The organism is Actinomycetospora soli (genome assembly GCF_021026295.1).
GTDB lineage: Bacteria > Actinomycetota > Actinomycetes > Mycobacteriales > Pseudonocardiaceae > Actinomycetospora > Actinomycetospora soli.
This window is the reverse complement of sequence record NZ_JAJNDA010000003.1, coordinates 59,638-74,075: the sequence shown is the minus strand read 5'-3', so window position 1 is coordinate 74,075 and position 14,438 is coordinate 59,638. Positions and strand designations below refer to the sequence as shown.

Genomic DNA, 14,438 nt, shown 5'->3' with positions numbered 1-14,438 from the left:
CGCACCCGTGGCCCGCGTGGACTTCTTCGACGACCCCGCCGCGCCGCGGGCGACCACCCGCATCCCCGGCGCCTCGGCGGCCGTGCGCGACGAGCAGGGACGACTGCTGCTGATCCGCCGCGAGGACACCGGCACCTGGGCGCTCCCGGGCGGCATCTTCGAGCTGGACGAGACGATCGCGCAGTGCGCGGTGCGCGAGACCCGCGAGGAGACCGGCGTCGAGATCGAGGTGACCGGCCTCGTCGGGATCTACACCGACCCGCGCCACGTGACCCTCCTCGACGACGGCCGCGCGATCCAGCCCCTCGGGGTCTGCTTCCACGCCCGCCCGGTCGGGGGCGAGGCGCGGGCGGACGGGGTGGAGACGACGGCCGTGGCCTGGGTCGAGCCCGACCGGCTCGACGAGTACGCGCTGTTCTCGAACCACCGGCAGCGCATCGCCGACGCGCTGCACGGCACCGAGCCGCGGATCGCCTAGGCCGGCGTCGCTCGACGGAGCCGCTGCGGCGGGACGCCGAACCACCGCCGGCACGCCCGCGAGAGGGTGCTCTGCTCGGTGTAGCCCAGCATCGTCGCGATCTGGGGGAACGGGCGCTCGGACCAGCAGACGTACTGCTCCGCCCGGTCGCGGCGCACCCCGTCGAGCACGGCCTCGAACGTCGTCGCCTCGTCACGCAGCCGCCGCTGCAGCGTCCGCGGGTGCAGGCCGAGGTGCTGGGCGACGGTGGCGATCGTGGCCTGGCCGGTGGGCAGCAGGCGGTCGACGAGCTCGTGGACGTGCGTGTGCAGGTCCGCCCCGACCGGCACCGCGGTCGTCTCCAGGTAGCGCTCGGCGAGCCGGCGGACCTCCGGGTCGTCGCCGCGGCGCGGCCGGTCGAGCTGGGCCTGGTCGATGTCGAACCCGCACACCGCGGCGTCGAACGTGACCGGGCAGTCGAAGAAGGCGTGGTAGACGGCGGGCGGGGCGACGGCCGGGTGGGGGAGCAGCGCGCGGCGGGGACGGAAGTCGTCCCCGAGCAGGATGCGGAAGAGGTCCAGCGACACCCCGAGCGAGAGCTCGAGGACCTGGATGCGCTCGGGCACCCGGGCCGCGACGATCGTGAAGGTGTATCGCGACCGGCCCTCGTCGAGCGGCTGCAGGTCGACCTCGAAGGCCGTCGAGTAGAACTGCGTGTACCGGTTGAGCCCGACCATCGCGGCGGCCGCCGTGGGCGCGTGCCGCGCGATCATCGCGACCGCTCCCAGGATCTCGATCCCCTGGTACTGCGCGAGTCGCAACCCGAAGTCCGGGCACCGCAGCTCCCGCGAGGCGTTCTCGACGAGGTGCGCGAGCGACCGGTAGGGCAGGTAGGCCTCGCGGTCGGTGGCGAGGTCGGGGCGCAGGCCGGCCTCGCGCATCAGCGGCGCGGGGTCGGCGCCGAGCTCGGTGACGAGGGTGTCGAACCCCTGCAGCGAGGCCGAGCGGATGAGCGCGTCCATTGTCGCGAAGAGTCAAAGAGCTGTCGCTCAAAGTCAAGCCTGCAGCGCCCCCTGCTGGTTGTCTCCATCACACCACCACGTCCTCATCGAGGAGAACGAGATGCCGAAGAGCACGGGCCCGGTCGAGCTGAAGACGACGTCGGGTGCGGTCCTGCCGATCGTCGCGCTGCCGCAGCAGGCGCTGCTGGCCGTCAACGAGCACGACGTCGAGCTGATCGAGAACGCGCTGGGCGAGGGCATCCACTTCAAGCCGCTCCGGCTCGACCTGGAGCGCAACGAGTGGGTCGTCAAGGCCGTTCTCGAGCCCGGCAGGAGCCTGCCGATGCACTACCACACGGGGCCGGTCGACCTCTGGACGACGGCCGGCGCCTGGTACTACGCCGAGTACCCCGACCAGGTGCAGCGGGCCGGGGGCTACCTCTACGAGCCCGGCGGCTCGGTGCACACGTTGATCGCCTGCGACGACACCGACGAGGACACCGTGCTCTACGTGCGGGTCACCGGCTCGAACGTGAACTTCAACGAGGACGGGTCGTTCCACTCGATCCTCGACACCCTGCTGCTGCGCCACCTGGTGGACGCCCTCGCGACGACGCCGCCGAACTACATCGAGGGCGGCGAGGCCGGCTTCACCGAGGCCACGCCCGCGGGTCGGTCCTGATGCGCAGCGTCCTCATGCAGGACCGGGAGGTCCGGGTCGCCGAGGTCGACGACCCCGAGCCCGGTCCCGGGGAGGTCGTCGTCGACGTCCTCGCCTGCGGGGTGTGCGGGTCGGACCTGCACTGCGCCGCGCACGGCGCGGAGTTCAACGCCGCCACCCGCAACGCCCTCGGCGTCGAGCTGATGGACCTCTCCCGCCCGGTCAGCTTCGGCCACGAGTTCGTCGGTGCGATCTCCGAGTACGGCGCGTGCACGCAGCAGACGCTGCCGATCGGCACCCGCGTGGTGTCGATGGCGGCGCTGCTGCGGGAGACCCCCGCGTTCGTCGGCTTCTGCGGCCCCGAGATCCCCGGCGGTTACTCGGAGCGGATGCTGCTCTCGGAGCCGCTGCTCATGCCGGTGCCCGACCACGTCGACACCGCCGTCGCCGCGCTCACGGAGCCCCTGGCCGTCGCCTCCCGGGCGGTGGCGAAGGCGCAGCTCGGTCCCGACGACGTCGCGCTCGTCGTCGGCTGCGGCCCCATCGGCCTCGCGGTGCTCGCCGTGCTCAGGAGCCGGGGCGTGCACCCGATCGTCGCCGCCGACTTCTCCGCCGCCCGCCGCGAGCTGGCGGGGCGGATGGGCGCCGACGTCGTCGTGGACCCGGCGCAGAGCTCGCCCTACGCCGCGTGGGCGGAGGTCGCCGCGACCGACGACGCGGAACGGATGACCGAGCCGACCGCGGTGCTCGGGCAGCTCCCGCTGCGGCCCACCGTCGCCTTCGAGTGTGTCGGCGTGCCGGGGATGATCCAGCAGGTGATCGCCGGTGCACCCGCCGCGTCGCGGATCGTCGTCGCCGGGCTCTGCATGAACACCGACTCCTTCTCCCCGACGGAGGCGGTGCTCAAGGAGATCGACGTCCGCTTCTCGCTGATGTACTCGCCGGACCAGTTCTTCGCCGTGTTCGACGAGCTCTGCGCCGGGAAGCTGGACGTCGCGCCGATGATCACGCGGAGCGTCTCGCTGGACGAGGTGCCCGAGACGTTCGCGCGCCTGTCGTCGGGTCCGGTCGACACGAAGATCCTGGTCGACCCGTCGAAGGCGGCGCCGGCGGACGTGTCCCGGCAGGTCGACGTGACCCCGGCCGAGGTCTGACGAAGCCGGACTTCCCGGCACTGGCTCTGCACGGAGAGCCGGGTGAGCACGCCGATCGGGCTCTGCCGCCACCCGGAGGGTGTCAGGGTGCCGAGCTCGCCGTCCGGAGTCCGGCTCCGTCGAGGACGAGGTGGTCCTCGCCGTGCTCGCGCACCAGGAGGGCCTCCTCGATCTGCGCGAGCAGGGACTGCAGGCGGGCCGCCTCGTGGTCGTCGTCGGCGGGGGCGCCGAGGTGCTCGGTGAGGCTCGCGGCGTCGACGTGCAGCTGCACGGGCGGGTCGATCGGCTCGCCGTCGAGGGCGGCCAGCGCGAGCCCCGGGGACGTGTCGGCGAGGTCGGCGCGGAAGCCGAGTGCGGAGCGGAAGCGGTCGAAGCGTTCCTGTGGGTCCATGGGTCCCTCCGGGACGGCGTGGGTCGATGAGTCCCCGATGGTCCGTAGGTACCCCGGGGTACGCCACGACGACCGGGTGTGACGTGCGGCCGTGCCCCCGTGACGTCAGCGACGATGTGGCGTTCCTGTCACTGGACGCCAGCAACGACGCTTTCCTGCCACGAGGGGTGGGACCACCCGACGGGCGCGCGGCGTTCGGGCCGAGCTTCGACCGGTCCCGCCTCGACCCGCTCACGCGCGGCCTCGCCCGTCACTTCGCGACGGCGGGTCCGCGTCGCCCCGCGTTCCTCCGGCGGCTCCGGGCCCTGGCCTACGCGGAGGAGTTCACGCACCACGACGTGCTGCTCGCGCACCGCACGCCGCGCCTCGGGTGGCTGCACCCGGCCGTGCCCTTCGACGAGCTGGCGCAGCGCCTGGTCCGTGACGTCGGGTTCACCCCGCTGCAGAACGTCGCGGGCGCCCCGGCGGTCGCCGTGCCCGCCGGGTGGGACGGGACGCTGCCCGTGGGCGTGCAGCTGGCGGGTCGGCGGGGCGACGAGCCGACCCTCCTGGAGCTCGCGTTCGAGCTGGAGGCGGCCGCGCGGGGCTGGGTCAGGAGGTGCCGACGGCCTAGGCTGACCTACCCGGACGGTGGGGTCGCGGAGCTCGGGGGGAGCGACGGCGTGGTGCCTGAATGGCCGAGCATTCGTTACGCTCTGTACGTGGAGCAGCCGGATCCCGACCCCGAGCCGACGCTGGACGCGTTGGTCACGGCGGTCGCGACGACCCTGATGGGGGTCGACTCGGCGGGGCTGCACGACGCGGCCGAGGCCGTGCTGGCGATGATGGTCCGGCACCTCGGCGTCGACCAGAGCTTCGTGCGGTTCCACGACGAACGCCGCCGCGCCACCGTGCTGATCGCGGAGTGGCCGCCGCGCGAGCACGTGCCCGACCCAGACCCGCTCGGCGTCGTCCCGTTCGCGGACGCCGACCCGGTGTTCGCCGCCGCCGAGCACCTCTCGAAGATCATGATCGTCCGGCCGTCGGACGCCGTGGAGTACCAGGAGCGGGTGCGGGAGGGGGCGGGGGCGCCACCGACCTCGCTGGCCGTCGTCCCGCTGCGCGAGGCGGGGAAGACCACCGGCATCCTCGGCTTCCTCCAGTACAGCGACCGCGGCTGGACCGCCGAGGAGCTGCAGGCGCTCTCGACGATCGCGCTGCTCATCGCGCAGATGCAGGGCCGGATGGCCGCCGAGGACCGGCTGCGCCACATCGCCCACCACGACGAGCTCACCGGGCTGCCGAACCGGCGCGCGCTCATGGACCACCTCAAGGGCGTGCTCGCGGCGGCCGAGCCCGGCACCCGCGCGCTGTTGTTCCTCGACGTCGACCGGCTCAAGGCGATGAACGACTTCCTCGGCCACGAGGCGGGGGACCGGTTCATCGTCGAGATCGCCGCGCGGCTGCGCGACGCGGTCGACCCGGTCGACGTCGTCGCGCGGCTCGGGGGTGACGAACTCGTCGTGTCGGTCGACGGCCCGTGCGACGAGGACCGGGCCGTCGCCCTCGCCGAGCGCGTGCAGCGGGCGATCTCGCAGCCGATCCAGCTCGGCGGGCAGTCGCTCGGGCGCACGGTGAGCGTCGGCATCGCCGTGATGGAGCCCGCGGTCGTGTCGCTCGCGCAGTGGCTGCGCTCGGCCGACCAGGCCGTGCTGGTGGCCAAGAGCCGGGGCGGCAACAACGTCGTGGTGTTCACCGCCGAGATGGAGAAGCGCGAGCAGGTGCGCGTGGCGGTGGAGATGAACCTCCTGACGGCGATCCGCGACGGCTCGCTGACCGTGGCCTACCAGCCGATCGTCGACCTGCGCACACGCGTGCCGGTCGGCGTGGAGACCCTCGTGCGCTGGAACCACCCGACCCTCGGGCCGGTGGCCCCGGAGCTGTTCGTCGGGGTCGCGGAGGCCACCAACCTGGCCGGGGAGCTGGGGGACTGGGTGCTCGGCGAGGCGTGCCGGCAGTTTTCCGCGTGGCGCGCGGAGCTCCCGGCCGGGGCCCTGGACGGGTTCGCCGTGTCGGTGAACATCTCGCCGGTGCAGCTGATCGCGATGGACTTCGTGGCGACGGTGGCGGCGGTGCTCGACCGCAACGGCCTCGACGGCCGCCACCTCATCCTGGAGGTCACCGAGCACGCCGTGGTCAGCGACGACGTCGCGGCGCGGCGGACGCTGCACGGGCTGCGGGCCATGGGCGTCGCGATCGCGATCGACGACTTCGGGACCGGCTACAGCTCGCTCGCCCAGCTCAAGGCGTTCCCGGTGAACACGCTGAAGATCGACCGCGGCTTCGTCCAGGACCTCGGGCACAACCCCGACGACCACGCCATCGTCCGCTCGATCATCAAGCTCGCCGAGTCGTTCGGGCTCGACCTCATCGCCGAGGGCGTGGAGAGCGAGGAGGCGGCCGCGACGCTCGTCGAGCTGGGCTGCCGCGTCGCGCAGGGGTACCTGTTCTCGCGGCCGCAGCCGGCCGACGCGGTGCGCGCGGCACTGCTGCGTCGGGCGGGTGACTACTCCCGCGGGGCGACCACGTAGTCGTCGTCGACGACGTCGACGGGCTCGGGCTCGAGGTCCTCGCCGTCGTGCCAGAGGTCGCCGATGAGTTCGCGCAGGTTTCCCAGGAGCAGGCTCATCCGGTTCCCCCTACGCGCTCGGCGTACGCCCAGTTCGTTTCCCGCGTACCCGGTGTCCAGGCACGGTAATCGTCTTTCGTCCAGTGGTCTGCACCTGACCGATCCCGAGACGCACCGCGGTCTACCGTGCACGGCGTGATCCCGGTGACCTCGGACCTCGTCGTGACCGCCGCCGTCCGCCTCGACGCGGTGGTGCCCGACCGCGACGGCGTCGTCTGGGGCGAGGGCCGCGCGTCGGACGGCGGGCGGGTGCAGCTCGTGCGCCGCGCGCCCGACGGGACGGTGCGGGACCTCCTGCCCGAGGGCTCCAACGCCCGCACCGCCGTGCACGAGTACGGCGGCGGCGCCTGGTGGGTCCACGACGGCGTCGTGTTCACCGTCGACTGGTCCGACCAGCGGCTGCGCCGGGTGGCCGACGGCGCGGTGACCGTGCTGACGCCGGAGCCCTCCGCGCCGCGCGGCGACCGCTACGCCGACGGCGACGTGGCCGCCGACGGGACCTGGATGGTCTGCGTCCGCGAGCGCCACCCGACGGCGGGTGCGCCCGCGACCGAGGTCGTCAACGAGGTGGTGCGCCTGTCGGCGGTCGCACCGTCGGAGCCGGAGGTGCTGGTCAGCGGCCCGGACTTCGTCGCCGCGCCCCGGCTGTCGCGCGACGGTGGGCAGCTGGCGTGGCTGTCGTGGGACCACCCGTCGATGCCCTGGGACGACGTCGTGCTGACGGTGCGGTCGCTGTCGTCCGGGGCCGACACGGTGATCGCCGGCGGGCCGGGGGAGTCGGTCTCCGAACCGGCCTGGCACGACGACGGGTCGCTCACCTTCATCTCCGACCGCACCGGCTGGTGGAACCTCTACCGCTGGGACGGCACGCACGTCGAGCCGCTGGTGGAGCTCGAGGCGGAGATCGGCGAGCCCGGCTGGCAGCTCGGCGGATCGCGCTACGCCGTGCTCGACGACGGGTCGGTGGTGTTCGCGCGGTCCTCCGACGGGTTCGACGCGCTCGTGGTGCGCTCCCCGGACGGCGAGCTGACCGAGCTGGACACCGGCTTCAGCGCGGTCCGCTCCGTGCGCGCGGACGGCGACGGGGTGGTGTGCATCGCGGGGAGCCCGGTGGCCGAACCCGGCGTGCACCGCGTCTCGGTGGCCGGTGCCGTGACCACGCTCCGCCCGCCCCGCGACCTCGGGCTCGACCCGGCGACGATCTCGGTGCCCGAGCCGCTGACGTTCGTGTCGGTGGCGCCCGACGGCGGCGCGCGGGACGCGCACGCGCTGTACTACCCGCCGTCGGGACCGGTCTCCGGGCCGCCGCCGCTGCTCGTCGTCATCCACGGCGGCCCGACCGGCGCCGCGTCCCCGGTGCTCGCCGTCGGCCTGCAGTACTGGACGAGCCACGGGTTCGGCGTGGTCGACGTGAACTACGGCGGGTCGACCGGCTACGGGCGCGCCTACCGCGAGCAGCTGAAGGGCGCCTGGGGGCTGGTCGACGTCGCCGACTGTCTCGCGGCGGCCCGGGCGCTCGCCTCGTCGGGCCGGGTCGACCCCGCCCGCCTGGCGATCCGCGGCGGCTCGGCGGGCGGGTTCACGGTGCTGGCGGCCCTGGCGCGTCCGGACACCCCGTTCGCCGCGGGAGCCGACCACTTCGGGGTCGCCGACCTCGAGGCGCTCGCCCGGGACACGCACAAGTTCGAGTCGCGCTACCTCGACGGGCTGGTCGGCCCGTACCCGGAGGCCCGCGACGTGTACGTGGAGCGCTCACCGCTCACGCACGTCGCCGAGTTCTCGACGCCGCTGATCGTGCTCCAGGGCGAGGAGGACGCGATCGTGCCCCCGAACCAGTCGGAGATGATCGTCTCGGCGCTGCGGGACCGGGGCGTGCCCGTGGCGTACCTGCTCTTCCCCGGGGAGCAGCACGGCTTCCGCGCCGCCGAGAACATCAAGCGCGCCCTGGACGCGGAGCTGGCGTTCTACGCGCGGTTGTTCGACCTCGCCGTCGACGTCCCGCCGGTGGAGATCGAGAACCTGTAGGTCGGCCGGTCGGCGGCGCCGGCCGTTTCTGGCGCGCGCCACCCGGCCGTCGGCCATCCGCCCGGTCGTCGGCCACCCACCCAGCCTTCGGTCACCCACCCGATCAAGATCATCGGAACGTGGAGGATTCGTACGCGTGGCGTCCAGATCCTCCACGTTCCGATGATCTTGGTCCGGGTCAGGGCGTGCCGCGGAGTGCGAGCGTCCGGCGGATCTCGTTGACCACCTTCTGCGGGCGCTGCACGAGGTCCCGCCAGGCGACCTCGGCGACGACCCACCCGTCGGCGACCAGCGCCCGGGTGCGTGCTCGACGGTCGATGAAGCGCTCCGGGTCGGAGTGGAACGCCCAACCGTCGATCTCGAGGGCGAACTTCGCGCCGACGAACGCGATGTCGATGATCGCCTCGCGCCCGTCCGAGAGCGTGACTGCCAGGTTCACCGCCCACCCGGTGATGCCGGCGTCCTTGAGGAGGGCGATCACCAGGCGCTCGGCCTTCGACGCCGCACGGTCCGCGGCCTGGACCAGGAGCTCGTGGGCGGCCCGCGACCCTCGTCGGCCGAGGTGACGCGACTGCGTCGCCCGGAGCTCGTCGAGGGACACCACCTTCTGCTGGAGCACACGGTCGAGGAAGGCCTGCCCACCACGACCGAGGGCCACGGCGGCGTCGAGCACCGTCAACGCCTTCGTCGTCACCCAGAGATCCCGGTGCAGCAGCCGGTCGCCCCGCAGGTCCCGGTGCACCACCGACAGCCCCTTCGGAGCGCGGCGGGAGTCCCCCGGCGGCAGTGCGACGACGATCGGGTGCGGGTTGACCACGCCGAGGCCCAGCCACCAGGCGGCGGAAATCCCGATCAGCGCCCCGACGGGGCGGATCCACTCCGCCGCAATCCGTACCCGCACCTCGGCCGTCCAGGGCCAGGCCGTCACGAAGTAGACACCGGGTGCGCGCCGGATCCACTCGCCGCTCGCGATCTTCCTGGCGATCTGGTCGTCGCTCATCCCGCACTGCTTTGCCTGGGAGCGGGTGATGACGCCGTGACGGGACGCGATGAACTGGTCGGCCTTCACATGGGCTCGGACTGACCCGGACCGCGAACGGTTCCATCGAGTTCGGGAACAGCAGGAGACGGCGTGTCGAGCGGGTCAGCCGGAGAGGGACGCCCGGAGGTCGGCGAACAGGTCGGTGCGGGACTCCGAGCCCAGGCGCTGGCGCATGCCGCGGACGTGGTGCTCGACGGTCTTGGCCGTGATGAACAGGCGGTCGCCGATCTCGCGGTAGGTCAGGCCGTCGAGGAGCAGTTCGGCGACCTCCCGCTCCCGGTCGGAGAGCACGCCGGGCCGCGGGGACGGGGTCACGACGGCGGGTGCGTCCGGCTCCGGGGCGGCGGCCTCGGCGCTGGGCAGCACGGTGGGCCCGGCGAGCAGGCCCCGGGCGAGGTTCAGCATGGCGGCGAGGACCCGCTTGTCGCTGGTGCGCACCGCGGCCTCCTTCGCGAGGCGCGCCCCGTCGTAGGCCATGCCGGCCTCGGACAGCGAGCCCGCGACGGCCGTGACCTCGTCGGCGTCGACGTCCCCGGCCAGCACGTGCAGCCAGGTGCGGGCCGCACGGGACAGGACCACGGCGAGCGAGCCGGCCTGCGCCGCCACGTCCGCGGCGCCCTCGGCGAGGTGGGCGGCGTGGCGCTGGGCGGCGGGCGGGGAGTCGGCGGCGACGGCGGCGAGGAAGGCGCACCAGTGCCACGGCGCGGCCCAGAGCACCGGCTCGCCGAGAGCGGCGAGCAGCTCGTCGCCGGCCTGCAGGTGCGGGGCGAGCCACCCCAGCTGGCCCAGGCGTCCGGCCACGACGGCGAGCTCGCCGATCGGGAGGAGCGACCACAGGTCGACGGCGTGCCGCAGCACCGCCTCGCGCGCGCGGGACCACACGGCGAGCAGGCCGCGGGTGTCGCCGGCGCGCCGGACCAGGCCGGCCTCCAGCGCCACCGCCACCAGCTCGTCCCGCGCGTGCACCGGCTCCGGGCGGGCGTTCGCGGCGTCGAGCCCGGCACGGGCCGCGAGCAGGTCGCCGCCCGCCATGTCCGCCCACGCGCGCAGCAGCAGGTGCCGGCGGCGGTAGGGCGCGCCACCGAGGTCGGTGGCGATCGCGCGGTCGACGAGGGTCCGGGCGAGGTCGGGCTCCCCGCGGTGCAGGGCGACCAGGGCGCCGAGGGCGGCCGGGGAGTCGTCGTGCAGCACCGGGGTGGCGCAGCACTCGAGCATGGCGGCGGCCCGGGTCAGCTCGGACAGCGCCGACGCCGACCCGCCGGGCCGCACGCTCGCGCGGATCGCCTTCCCGACGAGGCCGTCGGCCCCGGTCCGGAGGGTCGGAGGCGCGGGACGGCGTAGGTCGGCGGGGGAGTCGGGGAGCTCGCGGCCGGTGCCGACGAGAGCGACGGCGGCGGCGGGGGAGGCGCCGGCCGGGGCGACGGCGGCGACCCAGGCGTGGAGCTCCGCGGCGTCGGTCAGCATCCCGCGGTGGGCGTGTACCGCGGCGAGCACGCGCGCGGCGCGGACGAGGTCGCGTTCGGGCGCGTCGGTGGCCAGCACCTCGTCGGCGCACCGGGCGGCCTCGACGAGCTCGCCGGTCAGGGCGGCCTGCTCCGCGAGGACGACGAGATCCGTGGTCATCGGGCGCTCGAGCTCGGGGGCGCTCACGCCTGCGCCGTCTTCTCACCCGCAGCCGGAGCATTGGCGGTCGAGCTCCCCGGCGTCGGCGAGGGCTGAGGCGACGGCTTGGGCTGGGGAGCAGGGTCGGGCTTCGGCTGCGGCGGCGGATCGTCCCGCTGGGTCTGTGACGGAACCGGAGCGGGGGGCGGGTTGTTCACCACCGGTGCGGGAGCTGGCGCCGGTGCCGGGGCGGCCGCGGGCGGCGGCACGACGGCGGGCGCGACGGGTGCCACGGGCTTCACCGCGGCGGGTACCGCCGGAGTCGCAGCAGCGCGGCTCTTCGAGGCGGCTACGGGCGTGGCACCGCGCGCGTGCTCACCACCGCCGAGGGTGTTCGGCGGGAGGGTGCCGGCGTCGCCGACGGCAGGGGCGGCGGCCGGTGCGGCCGGGGCAGAGGGGGCCGGCGTGGCGGCGATGCTGGCCTCGCCATTGGTGTTCTTGACCATCGGGACCGCCACCGCCACGACACCTGCGACGACCAGCACCCCGGCCGCGCCGGCGCCGATGGCGAGGCGGCGCTTGCGGGTGTCGGGCTTGCTCGGCGGCGCGAGCGGGCCGGGCCACGGCGCCGGGGCGGCGACCGCGGCGGGCGGCAGCGCGCTCGTCGGCATCGGGGTGCGGCTCGGGAGGCCGGAGCCGAGCGTGTCGGTGACCGGCTCGTCGTCGACCTGCGGGCGCAGGCGCACGGGGCGGGTCACGGGGTCGTCGCCGAAGGAACGGAGCGCCGCGGCCGGGCCGACGAACTCGGTGCGGGGGTCCGCCTCGGCGTGGGCGAGCAGGGCCGCGGCCGGACCGACGAACTCGGTGCGCGGCTCGGGACGCTCGAAGGGACCGGAGATCGGGGCACGACCCGGCGTCGGGAAGGGGCCCGACACGGCGGGGAAGGAACCGGAGACGGCCGGGAAGGCGCCGGAGGGCGGGCGGACGACGCCGGAGGCGGCCGCGGCGGCCCAGGTGGCGCCGCGGGCGACGACGGTGGTCGGGTCGGGGTCGATCGACACCGGGCGGCCGAGCTCGGCGGAGAGCAGGCGCGCGACCAGCGGGATGCGGGACGAGCCGCCGACGAGCAGGACGCCGTCGAGGTCGGCGGGGCGGACGCGAGCGGAGTCGAGGACCTCGCCGAGGACGTCGATCGTCTGGCGCAGGGCCGGCGCGATCATCTCCTCGAACTCGCCGCGGGTGACCCGGACGCGGGTGGTGACGTTCGGGAGGCGGACGTCGACGACGGCCTCGGTGTCGACCGAGAGCGCCTCCTTCGCGAGGACGCACGCGCGGCGCAGCCCGGAGACGGCGCGGACGGTGGCGGGGTCGGCCGGGTCGAGCGAGGCGACCGCGCCGCCGAGCTCGGAGCAGACGTGCCAGAACAGCGCCTCGTCGAAGTCGATGCCGCCGAGGGCCTCGATGCCCTGGCCGCGGCCGAGCACGGTCAGACCGACCGGTGCGACGGGGGAGGCGGGCACGCCGCGCACGACGGCGGCGTCGAAGGTGCCGCCGCCGAGGTCGTACACGGCGACGGTGCGCCCGACCGGCAGTCGGCCGGCGGCGGCGTGCGCGGAGGCGGCGGCCTCGGGTTCGGTGAGCAGGACGACGTCGTGCAGGCCGACCTCGGCGAGGGCCTCGGTGAAGACGCGGCGGCGGTAGGCACCCCAGCCTGCGGGGTGGGCGACGGCGAGGCGGCGGGGCGCGCACCCCTGCTGCTCGGCGACCCGGTCGGCGGTCCAGCGCACCATCTCGGCGGCCACGCCGTCGGCGGAGAAGCCCTCGCCGGCGACCACGATCGGGGTGTCGTCGCCCAGACGACGCTTGAACTCGCGGACCACGCGCTGCGGCGCGAACGGGGCGCGGGCCTCGGCCTCGCCGCCGACGAGCAGGGACCCGTCGTCGTCGACGAGGAGCACGGAGGGGACCTGGACGGCGCCGCGGTCGAGGCCGACCACGCGCACGTCGGGGGCCGGAGCCAGATGGACGGCGGCGGCGGTGAACGTGGTGCCCAGGTCGATGCCCAGGTCGTAGGCGACGGGGGTCCCGCGCCCTGCCGTTCCCGCGTGCCGCGGGTCCACCATCGTCACACCCAGCTCCATCCGCCCCGGCCGCCCGGACGGGGCGGCACCGTGTCGCTGACTCGTGCGCATCATCGACCCGATCCCGATGACCGTTACACATTCGTAGCTCGAACGAGTGACCCTGCTCCGTTCGGATGGTGGAGCTGGTTCACGTGCCGTGACCCCGGGGTGCTGACCGGGGGACCGGGCCCGGATCCCCTAGGGGGTCGGTCCGGGAACCCGGCGGGAGCCCCGATGGCCGGGCGGCCCCGGACGACGACTGTTCTCACCACGCCGCTCGGGTCGTCCGGCCCGCAGCGCTCACACTCCGACCTACAGGGGCACACACCATGGCCGTGGCCGAGAAGACGCTGCTCGAGTTCCTCATGGACCTGCTGAGCAACCACGAGGCGCTCGCCGACTTCCGCGACAACCCGGAGGCCGCCCTGCACGCCGCCGGCCTCGGCGACGTCTGCGTCGACGACATCAAGGAGCTCCTCCCGGTCGTCCTAGAGAAGGTCGACGCCGAGAAGTGCGCGCAGTACGAGGACGACTGCGACGACGACCACTGCTACGACGCCGAGCCGAAGCACCACGACGACGACCACCACTGCAAGCCGATCGACTGCGACGACGAGGGCCGCCCGGCCGCGCACTGCTCGCCGATCGAGCAGTCGATCGCGCACCTGAACTACGTGACGAACAACTACAACTTCGTCGACAACTCGCACAACACGTACAACGAGACCAACAACATCACCAAGATCTGGGCCGGCGACGACGCCGACATCCACGTCGACAACACCACGACCAACGTCGGTGAGCACGGCAGCTTCATCGGTGGCGACAACAACGCCCCGGTCGTGACCGGCGACCACAGCTTCGTGGGTGACGGCAACCAGGTCTCCGGCGACGGCTCCACCACCGCCTTCGGTGCGGGCAACGCCACGTCGCTCGACCACGTCGGCACCGGCGACGGCGGCGTCATCTCCACCGGCTCCGGCACGGTGAACAACTCGAACGCCTTCGGCGACGGCAACCAGGTGTCGGGCGCCAACGGCGAGAACACCGACTCGCACAACGACAACTCGACGCACACCGACAACTCGGACCAGGACAACTCGAGCCACGTCGACTCGTCGAACCACCAGCACGACGTGGGCAACACCGACACCGACGCCTCGACCCACGACTCGGGCAACACCAACACCGACGCGTCGACCAACCTCGACGTGCACCACAACTCGGTGGACCTCGGCCTGCTCGACCACGCTCTCTGAGTCGTCTGAGCAGGGGGCAACACCCGCCCCGGGGACGAGCGGCGCGACGGTCGGA

The 14,438-nt window shown here is 74.0% G+C and carries 12 protein-coding genes; 6 read left to right on the top strand and 6 right to left on the bottom strand.

Annotated elements, in window-relative coordinates; genetic code table 11:
• Window positions 1-7: 7 nt before the first annotated feature.
• Window positions 8-478 carry an NUDIX domain-containing protein gene (locus LN037_RS05260; protein ID WP_230750531.1) on the top strand — a complete coding sequence of 157 codons (471 nt, stop codon included), beginning with the start codon at window positions 8-10 and terminating at the stop codon, window positions 476-478.
• On the opposite strand, the gene LN037_RS05255 is transcribed toward LN037_RS05260, so the two are convergent.
• A complete protein-coding gene (locus tag LN037_RS05255) occupies window positions 475-1,479 on the bottom strand; it encodes an AraC family transcriptional regulator (protein WP_230750529.1) in 1,005 nt (334 codons plus the stop codon). The genes LN037_RS05260 and LN037_RS05255 overlap by 4 nt on opposite strands.
• Window positions 1,480-1,579: 100 nt before the next feature.
• On the opposite strand from LN037_RS05255, the gene LN037_RS05250 reads away from it, so the two are divergent.
• A complete protein-coding gene (locus tag LN037_RS05250; protein ID WP_230750527.1) occupies window positions 1,580-2,140 on the top strand; it encodes a 2,4'-dihydroxyacetophenone dioxygenase family protein in 561 nt (186 codons plus the stop codon).
• Complete coding sequence (locus LN037_RS05245) at window positions 2,140-3,273, top strand: zinc-binding dehydrogenase (RefSeq protein WP_230750524.1); 1,134 nt, start codon at window positions 2,140-2,142, stop codon at window positions 3,271-3,273. The genes LN037_RS05250 and LN037_RS05245 overlap by 1 nt, the downstream gene beginning before the upstream one ends.
• An 82-nt stretch (window positions 3,274-3,355) precedes the next feature.
• On the opposite strand, the gene LN037_RS05240 is transcribed toward LN037_RS05245, so the two are convergent.
• Entirely contained in the window at window positions 3,356-3,664 is a 309-nt protein-coding gene (locus LN037_RS05240) for a hypothetical protein (RefSeq protein WP_230750522.1), read from the bottom strand.
• Between the two features lie 167 nt (window positions 3,665-3,831).
• Here LN037_RS05240 and LN037_RS05235 point away from each other — a divergent pair, with 167 nt between their 5' ends.
• Window positions 3,832-6,234, top strand: a complete 2,403-nt coding sequence (locus LN037_RS05235) for an EAL domain-containing protein (RefSeq protein WP_230750520.1) — start codon at window positions 3,832-3,834, stop codon at window positions 6,232-6,234.
• Here LN037_RS05235 and LN037_RS32245 read toward each other — a convergent pair.
• Entirely contained in the window at window positions 6,210-6,332 is a 123-nt protein-coding gene (locus LN037_RS32245; RefSeq protein WP_255693259.1) for a hypothetical protein, read from the bottom strand. The genes LN037_RS05235 and LN037_RS32245 overlap by 25 nt on opposite strands.
• 135 nt (window positions 6,333-6,467) lie before the next feature.
• Between LN037_RS32245 and LN037_RS05230 the strand changes: the two genes are divergently transcribed.
• Entirely contained in the window at window positions 6,468-8,357 is a 1,890-nt protein-coding gene (locus LN037_RS05230) for a prolyl oligopeptidase family serine peptidase (RefSeq protein WP_230750514.1), read from the top strand.
• A gap of 178 nt (window positions 8,358-8,535) precedes the next feature.
• Here LN037_RS05230 and LN037_RS05225 read toward each other — a convergent pair whose 3' ends face one another.
• The 3 genes from LN037_RS05225 to LN037_RS05215 all read right to left on the bottom strand — a co-directional run bounded on the left by LN037_RS05225 (window position 8,536) and on the right by LN037_RS05215 (window position 13,124).
• Window positions 8,536-9,426 carry a type IV toxin-antitoxin system AbiEi family antitoxin domain-containing protein gene (locus LN037_RS05225; RefSeq protein ID WP_308286110.1) on the bottom strand — a complete coding sequence of 297 codons (891 nt, stop codon included), beginning with the start codon at window positions 9,424-9,426 and terminating at the stop codon, window positions 8,536-8,538.
• 75 nt (window positions 9,427-9,501) lie between these two features.
• Window positions 9,502-11,049 carry a helix-turn-helix transcriptional regulator gene (locus tag LN037_RS33385; RefSeq protein WP_308286109.1) on the bottom strand — a complete coding sequence of 516 codons (1,548 nt, stop codon included), beginning with the start codon at window positions 11,047-11,049 and terminating at the stop codon, window positions 9,502-9,504.
• Window positions 11,046-13,124 carry an Hsp70 family protein gene (locus tag LN037_RS05215; RefSeq protein WP_230751107.1) on the bottom strand — a complete coding sequence of 693 codons (2,079 nt, stop codon included), beginning with the start codon at window positions 13,122-13,124 and terminating at the stop codon, window positions 11,046-11,048. Before LN037_RS05215 ends, LN037_RS33385 begins: the two co-directional genes overlap by 4 nt.
• Window positions 13,125-13,459: 335 nt before the next feature.
• Here LN037_RS05215 and LN037_RS05210 point away from each other — a divergent pair, with 335 nt between their 5' ends.
• Window positions 13,460-14,383 (top strand): IniB N-terminal domain-containing protein, encoded by a 924-nt coding sequence (locus LN037_RS05210; RefSeq protein ID WP_230750510.1) that lies wholly within the window; start codon window positions 13,460-13,462, stop codon window positions 14,381-14,383.
• Window positions 14,384-14,438 lie beyond the last annotated feature (55 nt).